18 protein-coding genes and 2 tRNA genes are annotated in these 17,430 nt (G+C 69.4%); 10 read left to right on the top strand and 10 right to left on the bottom strand.

The genetic code is table 11. The features are described 5' to 3' along the window. Position 1: 1 nt before the first annotated feature. The 3 genes from ACFE7H_RS08660 to ACFE7H_RS08650 all read right to left on the bottom strand — a co-directional run bounded on the left by ACFE7H_RS08660 (position 2) and on the right by ACFE7H_RS08650 (position 3,126). Positions 2-1,357, bottom strand: a complete 1,356-nt coding sequence (locus tag ACFE7H_RS08660; RefSeq protein WP_375400829.1) for an MFS transporter — start codon at positions 1,355-1,357, stop codon at positions 2-4. A gap of 105 nt (positions 1,358-1,462) precedes the next feature. Next, positions 1,463-2,344: an aldo/keto reductase gene (locus ACFE7H_RS08655; protein ID WP_375400828.1), complete on the bottom strand. Its 882-nt coding sequence runs from the start codon at positions 2,342-2,344 to the stop codon at positions 1,463-1,465. After that, entirely contained in the window at positions 2,341-3,126 is a 786-nt protein-coding gene (locus ACFE7H_RS08650) for a GntR family transcriptional regulator (RefSeq protein WP_375400827.1), read from the bottom strand. The genes ACFE7H_RS08655 and ACFE7H_RS08650 overlap by 4 nt, the downstream gene beginning before the upstream one ends. Before the next feature lie 135 nt (positions 3,127-3,261). Between ACFE7H_RS08650 and ACFE7H_RS08645 the strand changes: the two genes are divergently transcribed. Further along, complete coding sequence (locus ACFE7H_RS08645; RefSeq protein ID WP_375400826.1) at positions 3,262-3,660, top strand: VOC family protein; 399 nt, start codon at positions 3,262-3,264, stop codon at positions 3,658-3,660. A gap of 15 nt (positions 3,661-3,675) precedes the next feature. Here the strand turns inward: ACFE7H_RS08645 and ACFE7H_RS08640 are convergent, their stop codons facing one another. Beyond that, positions 3,676-4,092 (bottom strand): Fur family transcriptional regulator, encoded by a 417-nt coding sequence (locus ACFE7H_RS08640; RefSeq protein ID WP_375400825.1) that lies wholly within the window; start codon positions 4,090-4,092, stop codon positions 3,676-3,678. A 129-nt stretch (positions 4,093-4,221) separates the two neighbouring features. On the opposite strand from ACFE7H_RS08640, the gene ACFE7H_RS08635 reads away from it, so the two are divergent. Further along, positions 4,222-4,488 (top strand): DUF1905 domain-containing protein, encoded by a 267-nt coding sequence (locus tag ACFE7H_RS08635; protein ID WP_375400824.1) that lies wholly within the window; start codon positions 4,222-4,224, stop codon positions 4,486-4,488. A gap of 19 nt (positions 4,489-4,507) precedes the next feature. Here ACFE7H_RS08635 and ACFE7H_RS08630 read toward each other — a convergent pair whose 3' ends face one another. Continuing rightward, positions 4,508-5,503: an amidase domain-containing protein gene (locus ACFE7H_RS08630; RefSeq protein ID WP_375400823.1), complete on the bottom strand. Its 996-nt coding sequence runs from the start codon at positions 5,501-5,503 to the stop codon at positions 4,508-4,510. 384 nt (positions 5,504-5,887) lie between these two features. Between ACFE7H_RS08630 and ACFE7H_RS08625 the strand changes: the two genes are divergently transcribed. Then, positions 5,888-7,048 carry an LCP family protein gene (locus tag ACFE7H_RS08625; protein ID WP_375400822.1) on the top strand — a complete coding sequence of 387 codons (1,161 nt, stop codon included), beginning with the start codon at positions 5,888-5,890 and terminating at the stop codon, positions 7,046-7,048. Between the two features lie 385 nt (positions 7,049-7,433). Next, positions 7,434-7,522: transfer RNA gene (locus ACFE7H_RS08620), tRNA-Ser, on the top strand. 91 nt (positions 7,523-7,613) lie between these two features. Here the strand turns inward: ACFE7H_RS08620 and ACFE7H_RS08615 are convergent. Both ACFE7H_RS08615 and ACFE7H_RS08610 read right to left on the bottom strand, forming a co-directional pair. Beyond that, positions 7,614-8,609: an NAD-dependent epimerase/dehydratase family protein gene (locus tag ACFE7H_RS08615; protein WP_375400821.1), complete on the bottom strand. Its 996-nt coding sequence runs from the start codon at positions 8,607-8,609 to the stop codon at positions 7,614-7,616. A 19-nt stretch (positions 8,610-8,628) separates the two neighbouring features. Continuing rightward, positions 8,629-9,090 carry a MerR family transcriptional regulator gene (locus ACFE7H_RS08610; protein WP_375400820.1) on the bottom strand — a complete coding sequence of 154 codons (462 nt, stop codon included), beginning with the start codon at positions 9,088-9,090 and terminating at the stop codon, positions 8,629-8,631. 119 nt (positions 9,091-9,209) lie between these two features. On the opposite strand from ACFE7H_RS08610, the gene ACFE7H_RS08605 reads away from it, so the two are divergent. From ACFE7H_RS08605 to ACFE7H_RS08595, 3 genes are all read left to right on the top strand, one after another. Beyond that, entirely contained in the window at positions 9,210-10,247 is a 1,038-nt protein-coding gene (locus ACFE7H_RS08605; RefSeq protein WP_375400819.1) for a PHP domain-containing protein, read from the top strand. Between the two features lie 60 nt (positions 10,248-10,307). Continuing rightward, positions 10,308-10,380: transfer RNA gene (locus tag ACFE7H_RS08600), tRNA-Arg, on the top strand. A 106-nt stretch (positions 10,381-10,486) separates the two neighbouring features. Further along, positions 10,487-10,726: a hypothetical protein gene (locus ACFE7H_RS08595; RefSeq protein ID WP_375400818.1), complete on the top strand. Its 240-nt coding sequence runs from the start codon at positions 10,487-10,489 to the stop codon at positions 10,724-10,726. 154 nt (positions 10,727-10,880) lie between these two features. Here the strand turns inward: ACFE7H_RS08595 and ACFE7H_RS08590 are convergent, their stop codons facing one another. After that, complete coding sequence (locus ACFE7H_RS08590; RefSeq protein WP_375400817.1) at positions 10,881-12,320, bottom strand: DUF222 domain-containing protein; 1,440 nt, start codon at positions 12,318-12,320, stop codon at positions 10,881-10,883. 240 nt (positions 12,321-12,560) lie between these two features. Here ACFE7H_RS08590 and ACFE7H_RS08585 point away from each other — a divergent pair, with 240 nt between their 5' ends. Further along, on the top strand, positions 12,561-13,328 hold the full coding sequence (locus tag ACFE7H_RS08585) for a hypothetical protein (protein ID WP_375400816.1): 768 nt from the start codon (positions 12,561-12,563) through the stop codon (positions 13,326-13,328). A gap of 6 nt (positions 13,329-13,334) precedes the next feature. Here ACFE7H_RS08585 and ACFE7H_RS08580 read toward each other — a convergent pair whose 3' ends face one another. Together ACFE7H_RS08580 and ACFE7H_RS08575 are read right to left on the bottom strand one after the other, a co-directional pair. Beyond that, positions 13,335-14,654: an MFS transporter gene (locus ACFE7H_RS08580; protein WP_375400897.1), complete on the bottom strand. Its 1,320-nt coding sequence runs from the start codon at positions 14,652-14,654 to the stop codon at positions 13,335-13,337. After that, positions 14,647-15,156 carry a MarR family winged helix-turn-helix transcriptional regulator gene (locus ACFE7H_RS08575; RefSeq protein WP_375400815.1) on the bottom strand — a complete coding sequence of 170 codons (510 nt, stop codon included), beginning with the start codon at positions 15,154-15,156 and terminating at the stop codon, positions 14,647-14,649. Before ACFE7H_RS08575 ends, ACFE7H_RS08580 begins: the two co-directional genes overlap by 8 nt. 163 nt (positions 15,157-15,319) lie before the next feature. On the opposite strand from ACFE7H_RS08575, the gene ACFE7H_RS08570 reads away from it, so the two are divergent. After that, a complete protein-coding gene (locus tag ACFE7H_RS08570; protein WP_375400814.1) occupies positions 15,320-16,864 on the top strand; it encodes an MFS transporter in 1,545 nt (514 codons plus the stop codon). A 123-nt stretch (positions 16,865-16,987) separates the two neighbouring features. Continuing rightward, the gene (locus ACFE7H_RS08565) at positions 16,988-17,428 is read left to right on the top strand and encodes a nitroreductase family deazaflavin-dependent oxidoreductase (protein ID WP_375400813.1); all 441 of its coding nucleotides are present in this window, start codon (positions 16,988-16,990) and stop codon (positions 17,426-17,428) included. The last annotated feature ends 2 nt before the right edge of the window (positions 17,429-17,430 follow it).

Raw genomic sequence — 17,430 nt, 5'->3', positions numbered from 1 at the left:
CTCAGGAGAGCGGGTTGCCCCGGCTCTCCTTGAAGAAGAAGACGGCGACGGTGGAGATGGCGGCCGCGAACACGGTCCAGAGCGCGGCGGTCGGCGGCGCGCCCGTGGCGGCGACGAGTCCGCCGGCGATCAGCGGAGCGAAGCCGCCGAACACCGCCGAGGCGATGTTGTAGCTGGTGCTGAGCCCCGCCACGCGCACCCGGGCCGGGATCGACTCCACGAGCACCACGGGAAGGCAGCCGAGGAACAGGGCGACGGACGCCGCCAGCACGCTCTGCACCAGCACGGTGAGGGCGAGGCTGTCGGCGGCGACGGCCAGCGAGATCAGGGGATACGGCAGTACCAGCACGAGCAGGCAGCTGAGCACCATCGCCGGTTTGCGGCCGATGCGGTCTGAGATCCTGCCGGAGGCGATCACCACCACGATCACGACGACGCTGGCGAGCGCGTTCGAGAAGAGGGCGGCCCCGGAGCCGACCTTCTCGGCGCCGTCCTTCGTGTACTGCTGGACGAACGACGGGAAGTAGCTGGTGAAGGTGTAGACGGCCGCCGACTGCATGCCGACCAGGCAGAAGATGAAGGCGAGGCGCTTGACCAGCCCGCCGCGAGTCATCGTGCCGCCGTCCACGACGTCGGGCACTGGTTTCTTCGCCGCCGACTCGACCTCGTCACGGAAGATCGGCGTCTCCTCGGCCTTCAGCCGTACCGGTATCGCGATGAGCGCCAGCAGGCCGCCGATGGCGAACGGGATGCGCCAGCCCCAGTCGTCCATCACATCCTCCCTGAGGAGCGCGGTCAGTCCCGCGATCACGAGCGAGCCGACGAGCGTGCCCACGAAGATCGTGGCGGTGTGGAAGCTGCCGAACAGGCCGCGGCGCTGATTCGGCGCCCATTCGACCAGGAACGAGGCGGCTCCGCCCCACTCGCCGCCCGCCGCCGCGCCCTGCACCAGCCGGGCCAACACCAGCAGGATCGGGGCGGCCAGGCCGATCGTCTTCTGGTCTGGCAGGATCGCGACGACGGCGGTCGAGGCGCCCATCAGGGTGATCGACAGCAGCAGCGCGGGCTTGCGGCCCTTGCGGTCGCCGAAGAGCCCGATCAGGATGCCGCCGAGCGGCCGAGCCACGAAGCCGGCCCCGAAGGTGGCGAAGGCCAGCAGCAGCGCCGTACCGCCGCCGCCGGTACCGGACGCCGTGAAGAAGTGCGCCGCGATCGTCATCGCGAGCAGGCCGTAGGTGGTGAAGTCGAACCACTCCACGAGGTTGCCGAACGACGCCGCCAGGATGACGGTGCGCAACTGGGATCGGGTCGGTGGCTCGGCGGCGCCGGCAGTGGGCGCGTTGGTGGCGGTACTCATCGTGGTCACTCCATCGGGACTCGAGGATCGGGACTGGCTGGGTCGGAATGTTCGGCGGAGGGGTGGGGGTCGTCGGAGGGAGGGGTCGGGCTGTGAGCAGCGCGCTCAGCGCATCTGGCTGAGCGCGAACGTGGCGGGGTCGCCGCCGATCCGCTCGTCCGAATCCAGCCCGGTGATCGAGTCGATCTCGGCGGCGGACAGCCGCAGGTCGGCGGCGGCGAGGTTCTCGGCGATGCGCTCGGGCTTCGCAGACTTGGGAATCACGACATGACCACGGGCCAGGTGCCAGGCGAGGATCACCTGGGCGGCGCTGGCGCCGTGCGCGGTAGCGGCGTCCACCACCGCGCCGGCGGTCAGGTCGGCTCCTTGGCCGAGTGGGGAGTAGGCCTCCACCACGCTGCCGAGCGCTCGGCTCGCGGCCGCGACCTCCGGCTGCTGGAAGGTGGGGTGCAGCTCGATCTGGTTGACCGCGGGCGGCCGTCCGCCGTGACGAGCGATGGCGTCCAGGTGCTCGGGCAGGAAGTTGGAGACACCCACCGCGCGTACCGCGCCCTCGGCCTCGAGTTCCTGCAGCGCCTGCCAGCTCTGCTCGAACAGACCCTTCGACGGGTACGGCCAGTGGATCAGATACAGGTCAAGGCGGTCGACGCCGAGCCGCTTGCAGGTCTCCGCGTACGCCCGGCGGGTGGAGTCGTGGCCCTGGTCGCCGTTGCGCAGCTTGGAGGTGATGAACACCTCCTCGCGGGGCAGACCGCTCGCCCGAACTGCCGCGCCGACTCCCTCCTCGTTCACGTAGGCGGCCGCGGTATCGATGTGGCGGTAGCCGGCGGCCAGCCCGTCTTCGACGACGCGTTGCGCCTCGTCCGCGGGAACCTGGAACACGCCGAGGCCGATCTGAGGGATCAGCACGCCGGGTGCGATCTCGATCCTCTGCACGCTCGGTGCCACGTCCGGGGTCACGTCCGAGGTCGTCAAGTCGTTGCTCATCGTTCGTCTCCGTTCTGATCCGCTGTCGTCGAGCTGTTCGCTGTCGCCGCCCGGTTCGCATCGAACGAGGCCAACGCGCGGACGCGTGCATCGTCGATGTGGGCCGCCATCGCTCTGCGGGCGACACGTCCGTCGCCGCTGCGCAGCGAGTCGAGCACCCGCCGGTGCTCCTCGATGCAGTGCGCGGAGTCGGTGACGCCGGCACCGCCGAAGAGCCGGAAGCGCTGGATCTGGCCGCCGATCGCCGAATAGGCGCTGAGCAGGAACTCGTTGCCAGCGGCCCGGGCGATGGTGCGGTGGAAGCGCTCGTCCGCCTCCCAGTACTGCCGGAAGTCGTGGAACGAGGGTCCGAGCGGAGCGGCGGCCAGGTCGTCGACCGCTGTCTGCAGCGCGGCGTCGACCCGGTGGTCCAGGCGCCGGGTCGCCAGCTCGGCGAGCGGCGGCTCCAGAAGCAGGCGCGCCTGCATGAGACGTTCCAGTTCGCCGGGTGTGGTCATCGGGGCTGCCCGGTAGCCCTTCAGCGCGGTGCGATGCACGAGGCCGGTGGACTCGAGTCGGGCCAGGGCCTCGCGCACCGGGGTCTGCGACACGGCGAAGCGGCGGGCGAGTGCGTCGATGTTCAGCACCCCGCCGGCGGGCAACTCGCCATCGACGAGCAGCTCGAGCACGGTGTCGTAGATGTGATCGGCCAGCATGCGGCGGGTGGGGGCCGCAGCCTCGGGTGATCCGGGTGATCCGGGCGATCCGGGCGATTCGGGCGATTCGGTGAGCGTACGGGTCACCCGGGCACCGCCGCCTCTCGCCGGGGAGCCGCTGGTCGGCTCCATCACCGATCGTTGATCGTGCACGATCCGGCTGATCGTCGGCTGGGGAATACCCGGCTGATCCGGGCGCCCACGCCTGGCAGCATGTGCCGCATGCACCTGCTCGCCGTTCATCACGTCGCGGTCATCGCCTCCGACTACGCGCGATCGCGTGCCTTCTATGTGGAGGTATTGGGGCTGACCGTGCGCAACGAGGTCTTCCGTTCGGAGCGGGACTCGTGGATGTGCGATCTGGACGTGGCCGGTCGGTACTCGATCGAGCTGTTCTCGTTTCCGGATCCGCCACCGCGGGCGACCTGGCCCGAGGCGACGGGCCTTCGGCACCTCGCGTTCGCCGTTCCCGATGTCGCTGCTGCGGTCCTCGAGCTGACCGAGCACGGCGTCCCGTGCGAGCCGATCCGCATCGACGAGCACACCGGGGCGGCCTTCGCCTTCTTCCACGACCCCGACGGGCTGCCCCTGGAGTTGTACGAAGTGGTCGACCACGCCTGATACAGCGGAGGAGCGTCAGCGGGCGGCGTTCGCGAGGGCGCGCTCCTCGGCCTGCACGCAGGTGCTGCACGTACCGAATACGTCGACCACGTGCTGCGGGCGCGCGAAGCCGTGCTGGGCGGCGGTGGCGGCCGCCCACTCCTCGATGGCATCCGCCTCGATCTCGACCGCCCGGCCGCATGATCGGCAGATCAGGTGGTGATGATGAGCGACGGTGCTGCACGACCGGTAGCGGTTCTCGCCGTCGGGCGACTGCAGCGCGTCCGCCTCGCCCTCCGCGGTCATGTCGGCGAGGGCGCGGTACACCGTCGCCAGTCCGATCGTGGATCCGGCCTGCTTCAGCACCGTGTGCAGGTCCTGGGCGCTGATGAAGTCGTCGCGAGGCTCCAGCGCCTCGCGCACCGCCGCGCGCTGCCAGGTGTTCCGTTTCACATCAGCACGGTACCGCCGGGGCTTCGCTGACGGTGCGCGGGCGATGAGCACCGCGGCTGCCCTCGCCGATCGGCCGGGAGCCGGGGCTATGGTCGCCGGCATGGACACGCGTCACCTCGCAGGCCGCTGATGCTCGCCCGCTTCTCGGCGCCCCTGCGCAAGTCGCCCGCCGAGCGGGGTTGGACCTACGTGGTGATGGACGGCTCGGCCGACTTCTTCGGCACGGGCGGCCGGGTCAGGGTGACCGGCACGATGGACGGCGTGCCATTCGCCACCACGTTCATGGCGCTCGGCGACGGCACGCACAAGCTGCCGGTGAAAGCGGGGGTCCTGCGCTCCCTGCACAAGCAGGTTGGCGACGAGGTCGATGTGGTGATCGAGACCGCCGAGAAGTAGCCCGTACCGAGCCGGCCGCCTACTTCAGTAGGTGGAAGAACTGGATCCTGGCGTGCCGGTAGGTCTTGGAGGCCAGGATCGCGGCCAGGCTGCCACCGAACAGTCGGGCGGAGGTGTGGGCCGTGTAATAGATGTCGTGCACGCCGGTCGGCAGCACGATCACCTTCGAGACGACGGCCGTGTGCTCCCATCCGCGCCCCTTGCCGTCCCAGTTGAACTGCACGATGTCGCCCACCACCACCTGATCGCGTCCGCTCCAGGCCAGGCGGGTCGCCAGGTCGGTGCGACTGCGCAGCCAGGTGCTCATGGCGGTTGAGGAGACCCACGTGGCGCTGTACGCCTTCGTCGTGCGGTAATGATTCCACCAGGCCGACGACTGCTTCCATCCGCGGGCCAGCAGCAGCTGGCTGACGAAGTTGGCGCAGTCGATCCCCTTCAAAAAGCCGAACCGCACGTTCGCGGTGACGTTCCAGTGCAGGCCCGCGTACTGCATCTCGCGGTCCCGCTTCGTGTGGACCACCCATTGGAACTTGAGCGGCGTCGGCACGAGGGCCCAGTCGGCCGAGACGAGCGTGATGGCCGCTGTCCCCGGCTGGAAGGTGGGTGCGGTTCCCACCTGGAACCGCATGGTGTCGGGGCTGACCGGCGTCAGGTTCAGCGCCACCTGATCGCCGACGAGCACCTCGGTCACGTTCTGCAGATCGGTCCCGTGCACCGTGACGGTGCGCACCGACGCGGAGTTGCCGACCAGCTTGTTCATCGACAGTGCGATCGGTGTCGCGAGCACCGGTGCGGACGGAGGAGTCGGGGTCGGCGTCGGCGTCGGGGTCGGCGTCGGAGTCGGAATGGGAATCGGAGTCGGAGCGGGGACGGGCGTCGGCGGAGTCGGCCCAGGAGCGGGTGCCGCCGGTGCGCTCGCGGACGAGGTGGGTGTCGTCGCCGGTACATCCGCCGGCGCCCAGCCGATGCCGGCGGTCAAGCTCAGGGCCAGGACGGCGGAGACGATGGGTGCCATGCGCGCCTTCCCGGTCGTTGGAAGTCACACCGGGTTGCTCCGGTGTGACCGCTTCTGGGGGTGGTCTGCGTGGTGGTGGTCGGGGGCGTGCAGTGCCAGGGCGGGGTCCGGCCATGGCTGCCGTCGTTACAATGCGCACACGTCAATGCGCACACAGTGCCGACGTCGTCGGGCGAGTTGCCCGATCGACCGTAGTTGCGCGAGGCGCGGCCGGCCCTCCCCAGTCAGAGGTACGGCTGCACTCTCAGCCACGGCCGAGTCAGAGCGACGACCAGTCAGAGGACGGCGGAGAGGCGAGGACCGTTGAGCGACGGGCGCGGCCTCCGACCGGGTACTCCGGTCGCCCGGCACGGACGGCTGCGCGTCCCGAACCCTGCGGCTGCGGTGGCCAAGTTCATCGCCGTCGCGCTCTGCGTCGTGCTGGTATCCGGCGTCTCGCTGGCCGCGATCGTCTACGGAAGCCTGAACAACAACGTGCAGGCCCGCCAATTCGTCCTGCCCGACAAGAAGTCCGACATCCCCACCATCGGCGCCTACTCGGGGGCGGTGAACCTGCTGTTGGTCGGTGACGACACCCGGACGGGCCAGAAGGGCCACTACGGCTCCGACCCGGGCAGCGCCCTGAACGACGTCAACATCCTGTTGCACATCAGCGACGATCACACCAAGGCGTACGTCGTCAGCTTCCCGCGCGACACGTATGTGAGCGTTCCGGCATGCACGGACCCGAAGAATCCGGGACAGATGCTGCAGCCGGAATCGAACGTCAAGCTGAACTCGATACTCAGCTACGGCGGCATCGGCTGCATTCGCGACACCATCGCGAATCTCAGCGGAATCAAGATCCCGTACGTCGCGATGATCACGTTCGACGGCGTCGTCGAGATGTCGAACGCCGTCGGCGGGGTGCCGGTCTGCGTCGCGAGCCCCATCAACGACGACTACACCGAACTGCACCTGACCAAGGGCGAGCACACGCTGCAGGGCGCGACGGCGCTGAAGTTCCTGCGTACCCGCCACGGTGTGGGCGACGGCAGCGACCTGACCCGCATCAGTTCGCAGCAGGTGTTCCTGTCGTCGCTGGTCCGCAAGCTGAAGCAGCGGTCGACCCTGACCGACCTCACCAAGCTGTACGGCATCGCCAGTACCGCATCGACCAGCATGACGCTGTCCAGCAGCATCGCGAACGTGGACACCATGGTCTCCATCGGCCGGGCGCTGGCACCCATCGACCTGGACAAGGTGGTCTTCGTGCAGTACCCGACGGCGGTCCAGGGTGACGGCGTCGTCCCCAACACCGATGCGGCAGACACCCTGATGCAGGCCATCAAGCAGGACAAGACCCTCAAGCTGAGCAATGCGCCCAAGGGCGATGCGGTCGGCTCGACCGCCGATTCCTCCACATCACCCAGCGGATCCACGAGCCCGTCCCCGTCGCCCTCGTCCAGCGGCAAGTCCTCAACCGTCACCCTGCCCTCGGGCGTGCTCGGGCAGCCTGCCAGCGAATCGTCCTGCTCCGTCGGCAACGCCCTCGGCAGACGCTGACCACCCCCTCCGCTGACCAGCCTCTCGGGTGAGCAGGGCGGAGCAAACGCCGAGCGAGTGCAGAGCAAGGGCGGAGGACCGCCGGGCCTGCATACCCATGTGCAGTCCAACGGCCCCCCTGATCTCACCAGACGACGGCCCGAACGGTCGACCAATGAGACTTCGTACCGGGCTGGGGTGCGACCCGAAGAGAGCCCCGACGGTGCCGGTCCAGCGGGAGGCGTCGGCAGCGGGGTGCGATCAATGCTAGCGACAGCGTCGACACCTCCGAACCTCCGATGTGCGCCGGCGGCTCCGTTCGTCTGCCCATGCGAAGAGGCACCGCCCGAGACGCCCGACTCGGGTGTGGCCGCCGCAGCGCCGACGGCTATGCTCGCGTGCACCGGGAGACGTCGCATAGTCCGGTCGAGTGCACCACCCTGCTAAGGTGGAGAACCCTCACGGGTTCCGAGGGTTCAAATCCCTCCGTCTCCGCACGAAGATCAAGAATCCAAATCCGGAGCACGGTGACGGGGTTGGTACTACCACCGTCCCGCCCTCTTCGTTGCGGCCGCGCCGCGGATCGTCAGCCGAGCATTCCCTGCTTGAGCATGTTCTCGATGGTCTCGACAATCGTCGTCTCGCGTGGGCGAGGCGCGAACCCGAGTTCCGTCTTCGCGCGCTCGTTGTGGATCACGAGCGGGGGCAGCTCATCGCCGGGAGCCTCCTCGGTCGGCACCTTCTCGGCCAGAGCGCCGAAGTGCTCGCGCAGCACCGCCGCGACTCCGAGCCAGGTGGTGGAGGGTCCGTCGGCGAGCAGCAGGTAGCGCTTGCCAGCGGCGTCCGGGGTGACCATCGCGGCCAGGTGGGCGGATGCCACGTCCCGCACGTCGACGATCCCGAACCGCTGCCGCGGCGCAAGCGGCATGTGCCCGCCGAACATGCCCGCGAAGGCTTGCAGCGACGACCGCGGGTCGGACGTCAGCGTCGGCCCGGCGATCCAGGTCGGGTTGAGCACGACCAGCCGCGTGTCGCCGCCTTCCGCTGCGATGAAGTCCCAGGCGGCGCGTTCAGCGACCGCCTTCGAACGCGGGTAGGCCGGCAGCCCGGACATGTCGGGGTCGGTCCAGTCGCTCTCGTCGTACTCCCGCGCGCCGTCGGCATTCAAGGGCTTCGGCGAGTAGCCGACCGCCGCGAACGAGGAGGTCAGTACGACGCGCGGCACGCCGGCCCGAACGGCAGCGCCCAGCACGCGCAGGGCGCCGTCGCGCGCAGGGGTGACCACGAGCTCCGGGTCCTCCGTGGCATGGGTCATCGGCGAGGCGAGGTGGTAGACGCCGTCGACACCGGATGCCGCGGCATCCCACCCGGCGTCCTCCGTCAGTGAGGCGATCACCAGGTCGAGCCCGGCGTCGTCACCCCCGCCGCGTCGTACTGCTTCGCGGAGCGCGGTTTCGCTCTCAAGCGAGCGCACGGTGGCACGAACACGAGTGCCGGTTTGGAGGAGGTCCGCGACGACGCGGGTGCCGAGGTAGCCGGAGCCGCCGGTAACGAGGACGAGGTTGTTGTCTGAAGGAGTCATGGCCCCAGCAGAACAGACCTCAACCGCTTGAGGTCAACCTCTCGCGCATCAGGTGTCTCAACTCAGGCAGGATCTCGTTCACTCGCAGCTGCGCTGCCGCCTCCGCGACCGCGTCGCCCCGGTCGCGGGCATCCCAGAGCGCTGACTTGCGGCGCAGGTACTCGAGATGCACATGCAGCGTCGCGATCTCCAATTCAACCCGCTCGGCATGCCGCAGCAGGATGTCGCGCTGATCGCCGGCCGCAGCATGCCCGAGCGCGCGGTTGGCCTGGTACGTGCGCATTTCCATGATGCCGACGCCCATCGCCCGCAGACAAGCCAGCGCCTGCAGCGCGTCGACATCGCTCTCGCGGTAGCGGCGATGGCCGCTGCTGTCGTCTCGCGCGACCGGTCCGATCAGCCCGACCTCCTCGTAATACCGCAGCGTCGGCTCGCTGAGCCCGGTCTGCCGTGAGGTCTCCTGGATCGTCAGCACTGTCATCTGGACAGTTTGCCGACGGCAGGCTGTCGGCGGCTCGTATGTTCTCGTGATGGACCGGTGGGGTGGTCGATGGTCCTCCGCTGTACGCCCGGTGTCTGTTGCTCGCGGAGAATCAACGCGTGGATCCCATCCAGGCGCTGAGCGAGATCGCCTTCTGGCTCGAGCGGGAGCGGGCGCCCGTCTTCAAGGTGCAGGCGTTCCGCCGCTCGTCCGCTGCACTCGCTTCCCTGAGTGAGCGGGAGCTCGCCGCCCGCGCTCGCGACGGCCGCCTGAAGGCGATGAAGGGGATCGGCGGCCGCAGCCTGGAGGTCGTGCAGCAGGCCCTCGCCGGCGGCGTGCCCGACTACCTGCAGAACCTGCGCGACCACGCGGCGGCCGAGACGTTCTCCGACGCCGGCACGGCGCTCTTCGCCCAGCTGCGCGGCGACCTGCACACCCACAGCGACTGGTCCGACGGCACCACTTCCGTACAGACGATGGTGCAGGCGGCGGCGGCCCTCGGCCGCGACTATCTGGCGCTCACCGACCATTCGCCGAACCTGACGATCGCCAACGGACTGTCGGCGGACCGGCTCGCAGCCGAACTCGACCTGGTCGACCAGATCAACATCGACCAGATCAACGCGGGCGATGGGGGCGTGCGCCTGCTGTCGGGTATCGAGGTGGACATCCTGGACGACGGCGCACTGGACCAGCAGCCCGAACTGCTCGACCGGCTCGACGTGGTCGTGGCCAGCCTGCATTCCCACCTGCGCGCGGACGAGTCGACCGTGACCCGGCGGCTGCTGGGCGCCATCACCGACCCCCGCACGAATGTCATCGGACACATCACGGGCCGGCTGGTGGAGGGCGGCCGCGGCACCCGTCCGCAGTCGCAGTTCGACGCTCAGCGGGTCTTCGCCGCCTGCGCCGAGCACCACGTGGCGGTCGAGATCAACTCGCGTCCGGAGCGGCAGGACCCGCCCGACGACCTCGTACGCCTGGCCATCGATGCCGGCTGTCTGTTCAGCATCGACTCCGACGCGCACGCGCCGGGCCACCTCGACTTCCTGCGCTACGGCGCCGAACGTGCCGCTGCGAACGCGGTGCCAGTGCACCGCATCGTCACGACCTGGCCAGTGGAGCGGCTGCTGGAATGGTCGCGCGCCGGCCGCTGACCCGAGAAGCCCCGCGCGTCGGGCTGGTAGTGTGCTCCGGTCGGTTTCAGGACCGATCTGGCGCCCGTAGCTCAACGGATAGAGCATCTGACTACGGATCAGAAGGTTGGGGGTTCGAATCCCTTCGGGCGCACCGAAGCGAGAGGGTCGTCCACTGGACGGCCCTTCATCTTTTGGGACGGACCTGCTGCAAGCTGTCCGATCCCGGCCTACGGTGCGGAGTTCGGGAAGGGTGGGCGGTGCGGGTTGCGGATGCGGGGTGGGCGAGCCGAGCAGAGGTGAAGAGCCTGCTCAGGACCGCTCGTCTCGAGCACTACAGCCTCTCCGACAACGGCACCTGGCAGCAGCTCGACGACGCGATCACGGACGTCGCCTTCGCACGGGGTGCGGAGGAGCTGGCTCGTGCGGAAGCCGAGGTCTGGCGGATCTTCGACGCGGGCCCGCCCTTCCCGTGGGACGAACCCGCCCCTATCGAGTAGCTGCGCTCCCGTCCCCGCGTGAGCGGCGAGTCGACCGTCCCGCCCGTGGAACGCGACTCCGTCGCCATCCACGCGTCGATCCTCATCACGACCGATGTGATCCGGACCCGCATTCCGTGTGTGCCAGAGGTCTCCCGATCCAGAGCGCACCACGTCAGGCGGCGTGTAGGTGGGCGAGATGTCCGCCGCGGACCGGGGTGCGGGTGGGGTCGACATGTGGTGGTGGTGTGAACCAGGGGATGCGGTCGTCGTCGAAGGACAGCTCCCAGCCCTGTTCCATGAGGCGATTGTGGAACCCGCATAAGGGGACGCCGTTGAGCAGGTCGGTTCCCTTGCGATGCTGGGACCGAGTCGCCCACGGTCCGATGTGATGGATCTCGGCCATCGAGCCGGGGACGTCGCACTTCGGGAACACGCAGCCGGCGTACAGAGCGAGGATCGCGTAGCGCTGCTGCTTCGTGAAGACCCATTTCGACTCGCCCTGATCCAGCAGCACGGACCTGCCGTCGAAGACCTGCGGGATGAGGTCAGCGTCGACGGCGAGGCGTCTGGCGGTCGTGGCGGAGATCGGCTCCTGCACCCCGTCGATCGTGGCGGTGCCGAGCCCGGATCGCAGGTCGGTCAGGTCGATGCGGACCAGCATCGTCGTGTCGACTCCGGCGTTGCGGCCCCCGTCGGCGCGCAGGGAATCGCGGAGGATCGCGGTGAGCGCGTCGAGTCTCGCCTGCATCGGCGGCGGCTGGCTGGGGTCGACGGGTCGAGCGAACGGAGTCACGTTCAATGACTCCGACACTGGGCTCGCGCCGCCGCCCAGGCTCGCGCCGCCCAGGTTCTCGACACTCGCGTTCTCGGCAGCCGTGCTCTCACCGCCCGTGTTCACATCCACCGTGGCCAGTCCGGCACGTCGGGGGTTCGTGCGGGCACGCATCGCGGCCAGCCAGAACCCGGCCCGCTCGGGGTCGAGTTCCATCACGATCCGCAGCATCCCGGTGTCCAACTGCGTCGCCCGGATATAGGCCTTGCCGCGGAGATCGTTCTCGCGTGGCTCGGCCCCGTCGGGGTCGAGAGTGTTCGGGATGCGGCGGCAGTACGCGGTGAAGTCCGCCACCGACCACGTGTTCGAGACCGCCTTCTCGACCAGCATCCGCTCCAGTGCGTCCGCCTGATCGGCCCACAGCGTGTCGGCGACCGTGGACAGGGTCCGCTCGATCAACTCCGCCGACGCCACCGACAGTGCTCCGGCAGCGACGGCCGCAGCGATGTGCGGACGCTTCGGAGCAAGATCCTCCCCGGACAGCGCCACCTGCGGCGTCGTCGCCTCCCCGACCTTCACGAACCGCGCCGCTTCGTTCAGCGACACCCCCGCCTGCTTGGCGACGACCTGCACCGCGCTCTTCTCGCCCAGCCGGCGGGCGAGGGACGCGTCACCATCGCCCTGCGACCGCCGGGCGAGCTCACCCGACGCAGCAGCGAGCACGCCCTGTGCCGACCGCACCACCGCCTGCGCCGCCACGACCAGAGCGACGACCTCCGCATCACGCGCACAACCGAGACCCGCGACACCACCAGGTACCCGGGCAGCGATCGACTGCACTGCACGCGAGTGCTGCAGAAGGATCTCGGCTGGGTCGGCCAGAGCCTGAAACTAGTACACATCTTCTAATCATTCAACTCAATGGAAGGAAAAGAAGAGGGGAACGTTCCACGTAATCGACGACCCCCCGACGGGGAAGAGCGCGATCTCCGTCGGTCCCGAGGAGGATGGGAGACCGCCGAGGCGCGATCGGGAGTTCGATTCGCAGGCCGGATCAGACGCGAAACCGGGGGTGGGGGCATGGTCGTCACGTCCGCCGCTGCCCCTGCACCGACCCTGCGGCATCCCACGGTGCAGGACGAGGCGCTGGAGGGGCTCGAGCTCGTCAGCTTCGGCTGCCGGCTCGCCCTGAAGAACAGCATCCTCGTCGACGCGCTGCGCGACTACCTGCGATTCGATCGGGAGCGGCTCGCCGATCGTGCCCGGGAGCTGTTCACCGAAGTGGCGGTGCAGTCCGAGGAGTCCGCCGCCCGCATGGTCGACGAGCAGGACACGGCGCAGACTCTGGCCGGGCGCGGGCGGCATCAGCACGACTATCGAGCACTCGACGTGGGCAACCTGGTGCGCCGGGAGGAGGTCTACGGTGCGCTCGCGACGTGGATCCGAACCGTGATCGGCGACCCGGACGAGATGCGGCAGGTGGTCGAGCTGGCGCGGCTGGACGCGTGGGGCGAGGTCGCAGAACTCATCGAGCAGCGACTGCAGGGCTGGACCGCGCCGTCGGTCCGGGTCGACGAACCGGTCGAGGTGCGCCAGGCCCGCGCGACCGACGCCGTCGGCGTGGCCCTGGAGGAGTTGCGGGCGAGGCGGCGGGGCGCGGCCGTACTCAACGGGGAGGGGCCGGAGGGCGCGGTAGATGCCGATTCGGTGACGGCCAGTTCGGTGATGTCGAGTGCGCTGAACCCCGCTCCGGTACTGGATTCCGCATCGACGTCGCGCTCGGGCCGCATCGGTCGTGCGGTTCGACGGCTGTGGCGGCGCACGGCCGGCCGGCGCCGGCCCAACTGAGTCGAGTCAGTCCGCGTCGCCGATGGTGACCGCCTGCGGCAGCGGGTCGCGGCGCTCCGCAGCAATCACGGGATCGGCGTCCACCGGATCGGCCGGCGCCGTCTGCGGCGTCTCACCGCGATCGGCAGCCCCCAGGGCCTTGTGCACCGTACTGAGCACGACCGCGGCCAGCAGGACCGTGCCGGCGCCCAGGTAGAACGGCAGGTGCGCCTGCGGGTCGATGTACTCCACCATCTGACCTGCGGCGAGGGGCGCCAGGCCGCCGCCGATGAAGCGCACGAATCCGTAGGTCGCCGACGCGACCGGGCGCTCCACCGGAGCGATGGACATGACGGCGGTCGTCACCAGCGTGTTGTTCACTCCGATAAACGCACCGGCGATGATCACACACACGATCACGACGACCGGCACGGTCGAGAACACCGCGATCACCGCCAGGTCCACGGCCATGAGCGCGAAGTTGACGTAAAGGGTCTTCGCCGTGCCGAAGCGGCGCTGCAGCCGCGGTGCGCCGAACACCGAGAACGCGGCGACCAGCAGACCCCACCCGCAGAAGACGAGCCCGAGCTGGATGGGGCTGTCGATGCCCATCAGGAACGGGGAGTAGCCGAGCAGGGTGAAGAAGCCCCAGTTGTAGAGCAGGCCCGTGACGCTGGTGGTCGCGAGCGCCCGGTGCTTCAGGGCGGCCAGCGGCTCACTGAGTCGCTGCTTGCGCGCAGGCCGGGGAGTGCGGGGCAGGAAGAAGATCGTCGCGATCAGCGCGATGGTCATCAGCGCGCCCACCCCGAAGAACGGCCCGCGCCAGCTGATCGAACCCAGGGTGCCGCCGATCACCGGGCCGGCCGCGATCCCGACGCCCAGGGCGGTCTCGTAGAGCACGATCGCCCCCGCGAATCCGCCGCTGGCCGAAGCGACGATCACCGCGAGCGAGGTCGCGATGAAGAGGGCGTTGCCGAGTCCCCAGCCGGCGCGGAACCCGACGATGCCCGCGATGCTGTTCGTGCTGCCAGCGGCGACGGAGAAGATCACGATCAGGATCAGACCCGCGATCAACGTCCATTTGGCGCCGATGCGGCTCGACACCCAGCCTGTCACCAGCATGGCGACAGCGGTCACGACCAGATAGCTGGTGAACAGCAGTTCCACCTGCGCGGGGGAGGCGTGCAGCTGCCCGGCGAGCGTCTTCAGGATCGGGTCGACCAGGCCGATGCCCATGAACGACACCACGCAGGCGAAGGCCACCGCCCACACCGCCCGCGGCTGCTTGAACGGACTCTGCCGCTTCGATTCACCCTGCCGTGGAGCGGATGCGGATACGTCATGCACCGACACGGGTGACCTCCTGGGGTCGGCTCCCGGCGGAGGCGGCGCGGTCGTCGTGAGCGGGCGACGGTGGCACCATCAGCCGGCGCAGCGCCGGCAGCGCCGCGCCGAGCGCCCGCTGATCGGTGAGCGAGAGCGCCGCCATCCGATCGCCGATGATCTGGGCCCGGGCTCGACGATGGGCGGTGATGTAGTCGCGGCCCGCCGGGGTCATCGCGACGAGCGTCGCCCGGCGGTCGGCGGCGTCGACCGTCCGCGTCGCCCACTCGCGTTCCTGCAGGCGATCGACGAGCGTGGTCATCGCCGGCTGGGTCACGCCTTCGCGCGACGCGAGTTCCGTGATGCGCAGGGGCCCCGCGTCGGTAAGCCGGTTCAGCACGGACAGGCTGGTGGCGGACACCCCGGCGGATCGAGACTGCTTGAGCCAGACCGCGACCTGCTCCAGCACGTCGCCGAGCGCGTGCTGCTCCGCCGTGAGACCGGAGGAGGGCATTCGATCGGCCATCCCGCAATCATATCGCCGATCTATATAACTTCTCGATACAGCGGAGTCGGTTCGCGCCGAGGAGGAATAGCCCGCCCCCGGCGCGGCTTCTGCCCTGCGGATGCTCATCTGATCCAGCGCACAGCCGCGCCGACTCCCTCCGCCTCGAACGAAGGAGATCTGCGTGGCAGACACCATCGTGGAATCCACCCCGACCGCACCCGTCGCCGCCCAGGCGCCGGCCCCGGACCGGACCGCCCCGCAGCAGACCGGCTCGCAGCTCCCTCAGGGCGCTCGTCCCGAGCACCGCTGGTGGGTGCTGGCCGTGCTGGCGCTCTCGCAGCTGATGGTCGTGCTGGACGCGACCATCGTGAACATCGCGCTGCCGACCGCGCAGCGGGACCTCGGCTTCGCGTCCGACTCGCGTCAGTGGATCGTCACCGCCTACTCCCTCGCCTTCGGCGGCCTGCTGCTGCTCGGCGGCCGGCTGTCGGACCTCTTCGGCCGCAAGGTCACCTATATCACCGGTCTGGTCGGCTTCGCCGCCGCCTCCGCGCTCGGTGGGGCGGCCCAGAACTTCGGCATGCTCGTCACGAGCCGTGCGATCCAGGGCGTCTTCGCGGCGCTGCTGGCCCCGGCGGCGCTTTCGCTGCTCAGCACCACGTTCACCGGAGGCAAGGAGCGCGCCCGGGCGTTCGGCGTGTTCGGTGCCGTCGCCGGATCCGGTGGCGCGGTCGGCCTGCTGCTCGGCGGACTGCTGACGGAGTACTGGTCGTGGCGGTGGTGCCTGTTCGTCAACCTCGCCTTCGCCGCGCTCGCCATCGTGGGGGCGCTCGTGTTCTTCGGCCGGCAGGGGCCCGCGGGCACCCGCCCCAAGCTCGACCTGCCCGGGACCCTGGTCGTCTCGCTCGGTCTGGTCGGCATCGTCTATGCCTTCTCCTCGGCGGAGACCGACGGCTGGAGCGATCCGAGAACCCTGGTGACACTGATCGGCGGCGTCGTACTGCTCGCCGTCTTCGTGATCCTCGAGACCCGCGTCACGCATCCCCTGCTGCCCCTGCGCGTGGTGCTGGACCGCAACCGGGGCGGGTCGTATCTGGCGGTCGCGCTCACCGGCGCCGGCCTCTTCGGCGTGTTCCTATTCCTCGCGTTCTACCTGCAGACCCTGCGCGGCTTCACGCCACTGCAGACCGGCATCGGTTTCCTGCCGATGCCGATCACGATTGCGCTGACGTCGACCCTGATCGCCCCGAACCTGCTGCCGCGGGTCGGGCCCAAGCCGATGATCGTGGTCGGCGCAGTGCTCGGGGCCATCGGACTGCTGCTGCTGAGCCGGGTCAGCCTGACCAGCGAGTACTGGACGACGATTCCGCCGGCCCTCGTGGTGCTCGGCCTCGGCATGGGTCTCGTGTTCGCCTCCGCCTTCAACACCGCGACCGCGGGGATCGAGCGCAGGGACGCCGGCGTCGGCTCCGCGATGGTGAACACCTCCCAGCAGGTGGGCGGATCGATCGGTACGGCGGTGCTCTCCACGCTGGCCGCCGCCGCCGTTACCCGGTACAGCGACACGCACGGCCCCGCGACGCGCCAGGTGATGGCGCTGGCGCAGCTCGACAGCTACCACATGCTGTTCCTCACCTCGTCCGGCATCTTCGGTGCCATCGCGGTGATCGCCCTGGTCGTGCTGAAGTGGGGTCGCCCGGCGCCGACCCGGAACGGGGAGCACTGAGCTCGGTGCGGATCGCGGATGGCGCGGGCTCAGACGTTCCCTTTAGGGTCGCGGCATGACTGATCCGCAGAACGTGCCACCCGCGACCGGGTCCGCATCACCGACCGCCCGGGAGCGGTGACCATGCCGCTGACCGGCGAATACGAGCCCAGCACCTCGGAGTGGGCGCGCACGCAGGCCGAGACCTACGAGGCGAGCGGCGGCACCGAGGCGAACGAGCTGAAGGGCGTGCCGATCATCGTCCTCACCTCCGTCGGTGCGAAGTCGGGCAAGCTGCGCAAGACGGCGCTGATGCGCGTCGAGCACGACGGCAGCTACGCCGTGGTGGCGTCCAAGGGCGGGGCGCCGAGTCATCCCGTCTGGTACCACAACCTGGTCGCACACCCTCACGTCGAGCTGCAGGACGGGGCCGAGCGGCACGACTTCGAGGCCCACGTCGCCACGGACGACGAGCGCGCGACGTGGTGGGACCGCGCCGTGGCCGTGTGGCCGGATTATGCGACCTACCAGCAGCGCACGGACCGGCAGATCCCGGTCTTCGTGCTGCAGCGCATCGAAGCCTGACC

The sequence above is a fragment of the uncultured Amnibacterium sp. genome (genome assembly GCF_964250715.1).
Taxonomy (GTDB): Bacteria; Actinomycetota; Actinomycetes; order Actinomycetales; family Microbacteriaceae; genus Amnibacterium.
Note: the sequence above shows the minus strand (reverse complement) of the source record. Positions and strands in the feature narration are given on the sequence as shown.

Excerpts from the sequence above, each read along its gene's own strand:
- ACFE7H_RS08660 (WP_375400829.1), bottom strand. The coding sequence starts at position 1,357 with ATGAGTACCGCCACCAACGCGCCCACTGCCGGCGCCGCCGAGCCACCG.
- ACFE7H_RS08655 (WP_375400828.1), bottom strand. The coding sequence starts at position 2,344 with ATGAGCAACGACTTGACGACCTCGGACGTGACCCCGGACGTGGCACCG.
- ACFE7H_RS08645 (WP_375400826.1), top strand. The coding sequence starts at position 3,262 with ATGCACCTGCTCGCCGTTCATCACGTCGCGGTCATCGCCTCCGACTAC.
- ACFE7H_RS08635 (WP_375400824.1), top strand. The coding sequence starts at position 4,222 with ATGCTCGCCCGCTTCTCGGCGCCCCTGCGCAAGTCGCCCGCCGAGCGG.
- ACFE7H_RS08630 (WP_375400823.1), bottom strand. The coding sequence starts at position 5,503 with ATGGCACCCATCGTCTCCGCCGTCCTGGCCCTGAGCTTGACCGCCGGC.
- ACFE7H_RS08615 (WP_375400821.1), bottom strand. The coding sequence starts at position 8,609 with ATGACTCCTTCAGACAACAACCTCGTCCTCGTTACCGGCGGCTCCGGC.
- ACFE7H_RS08610 (WP_375400820.1), bottom strand. The coding sequence starts at position 9,090 with ATGACAGTGCTGACGATCCAGGAGACCTCACGGCAGACCGGGCTCAGC.
- ACFE7H_RS08585 (WP_375400816.1), top strand. The coding sequence starts at position 12,561 with ATGGTCGTCACGTCCGCCGCTGCCCCTGCACCGACCCTGCGGCATCCC.
- ACFE7H_RS08575 (WP_375400815.1), bottom strand. The coding sequence starts at position 15,156 with ATGGCCGATCGAATGCCCTCCTCCGGTCTCACGGCGGAGCAGCACGCG.
- ACFE7H_RS08565 (WP_375400813.1), top strand. The coding sequence starts at position 16,988 with ATGCCGCTGACCGGCGAATACGAGCCCAGCACCTCGGAGTGGGCGCGC.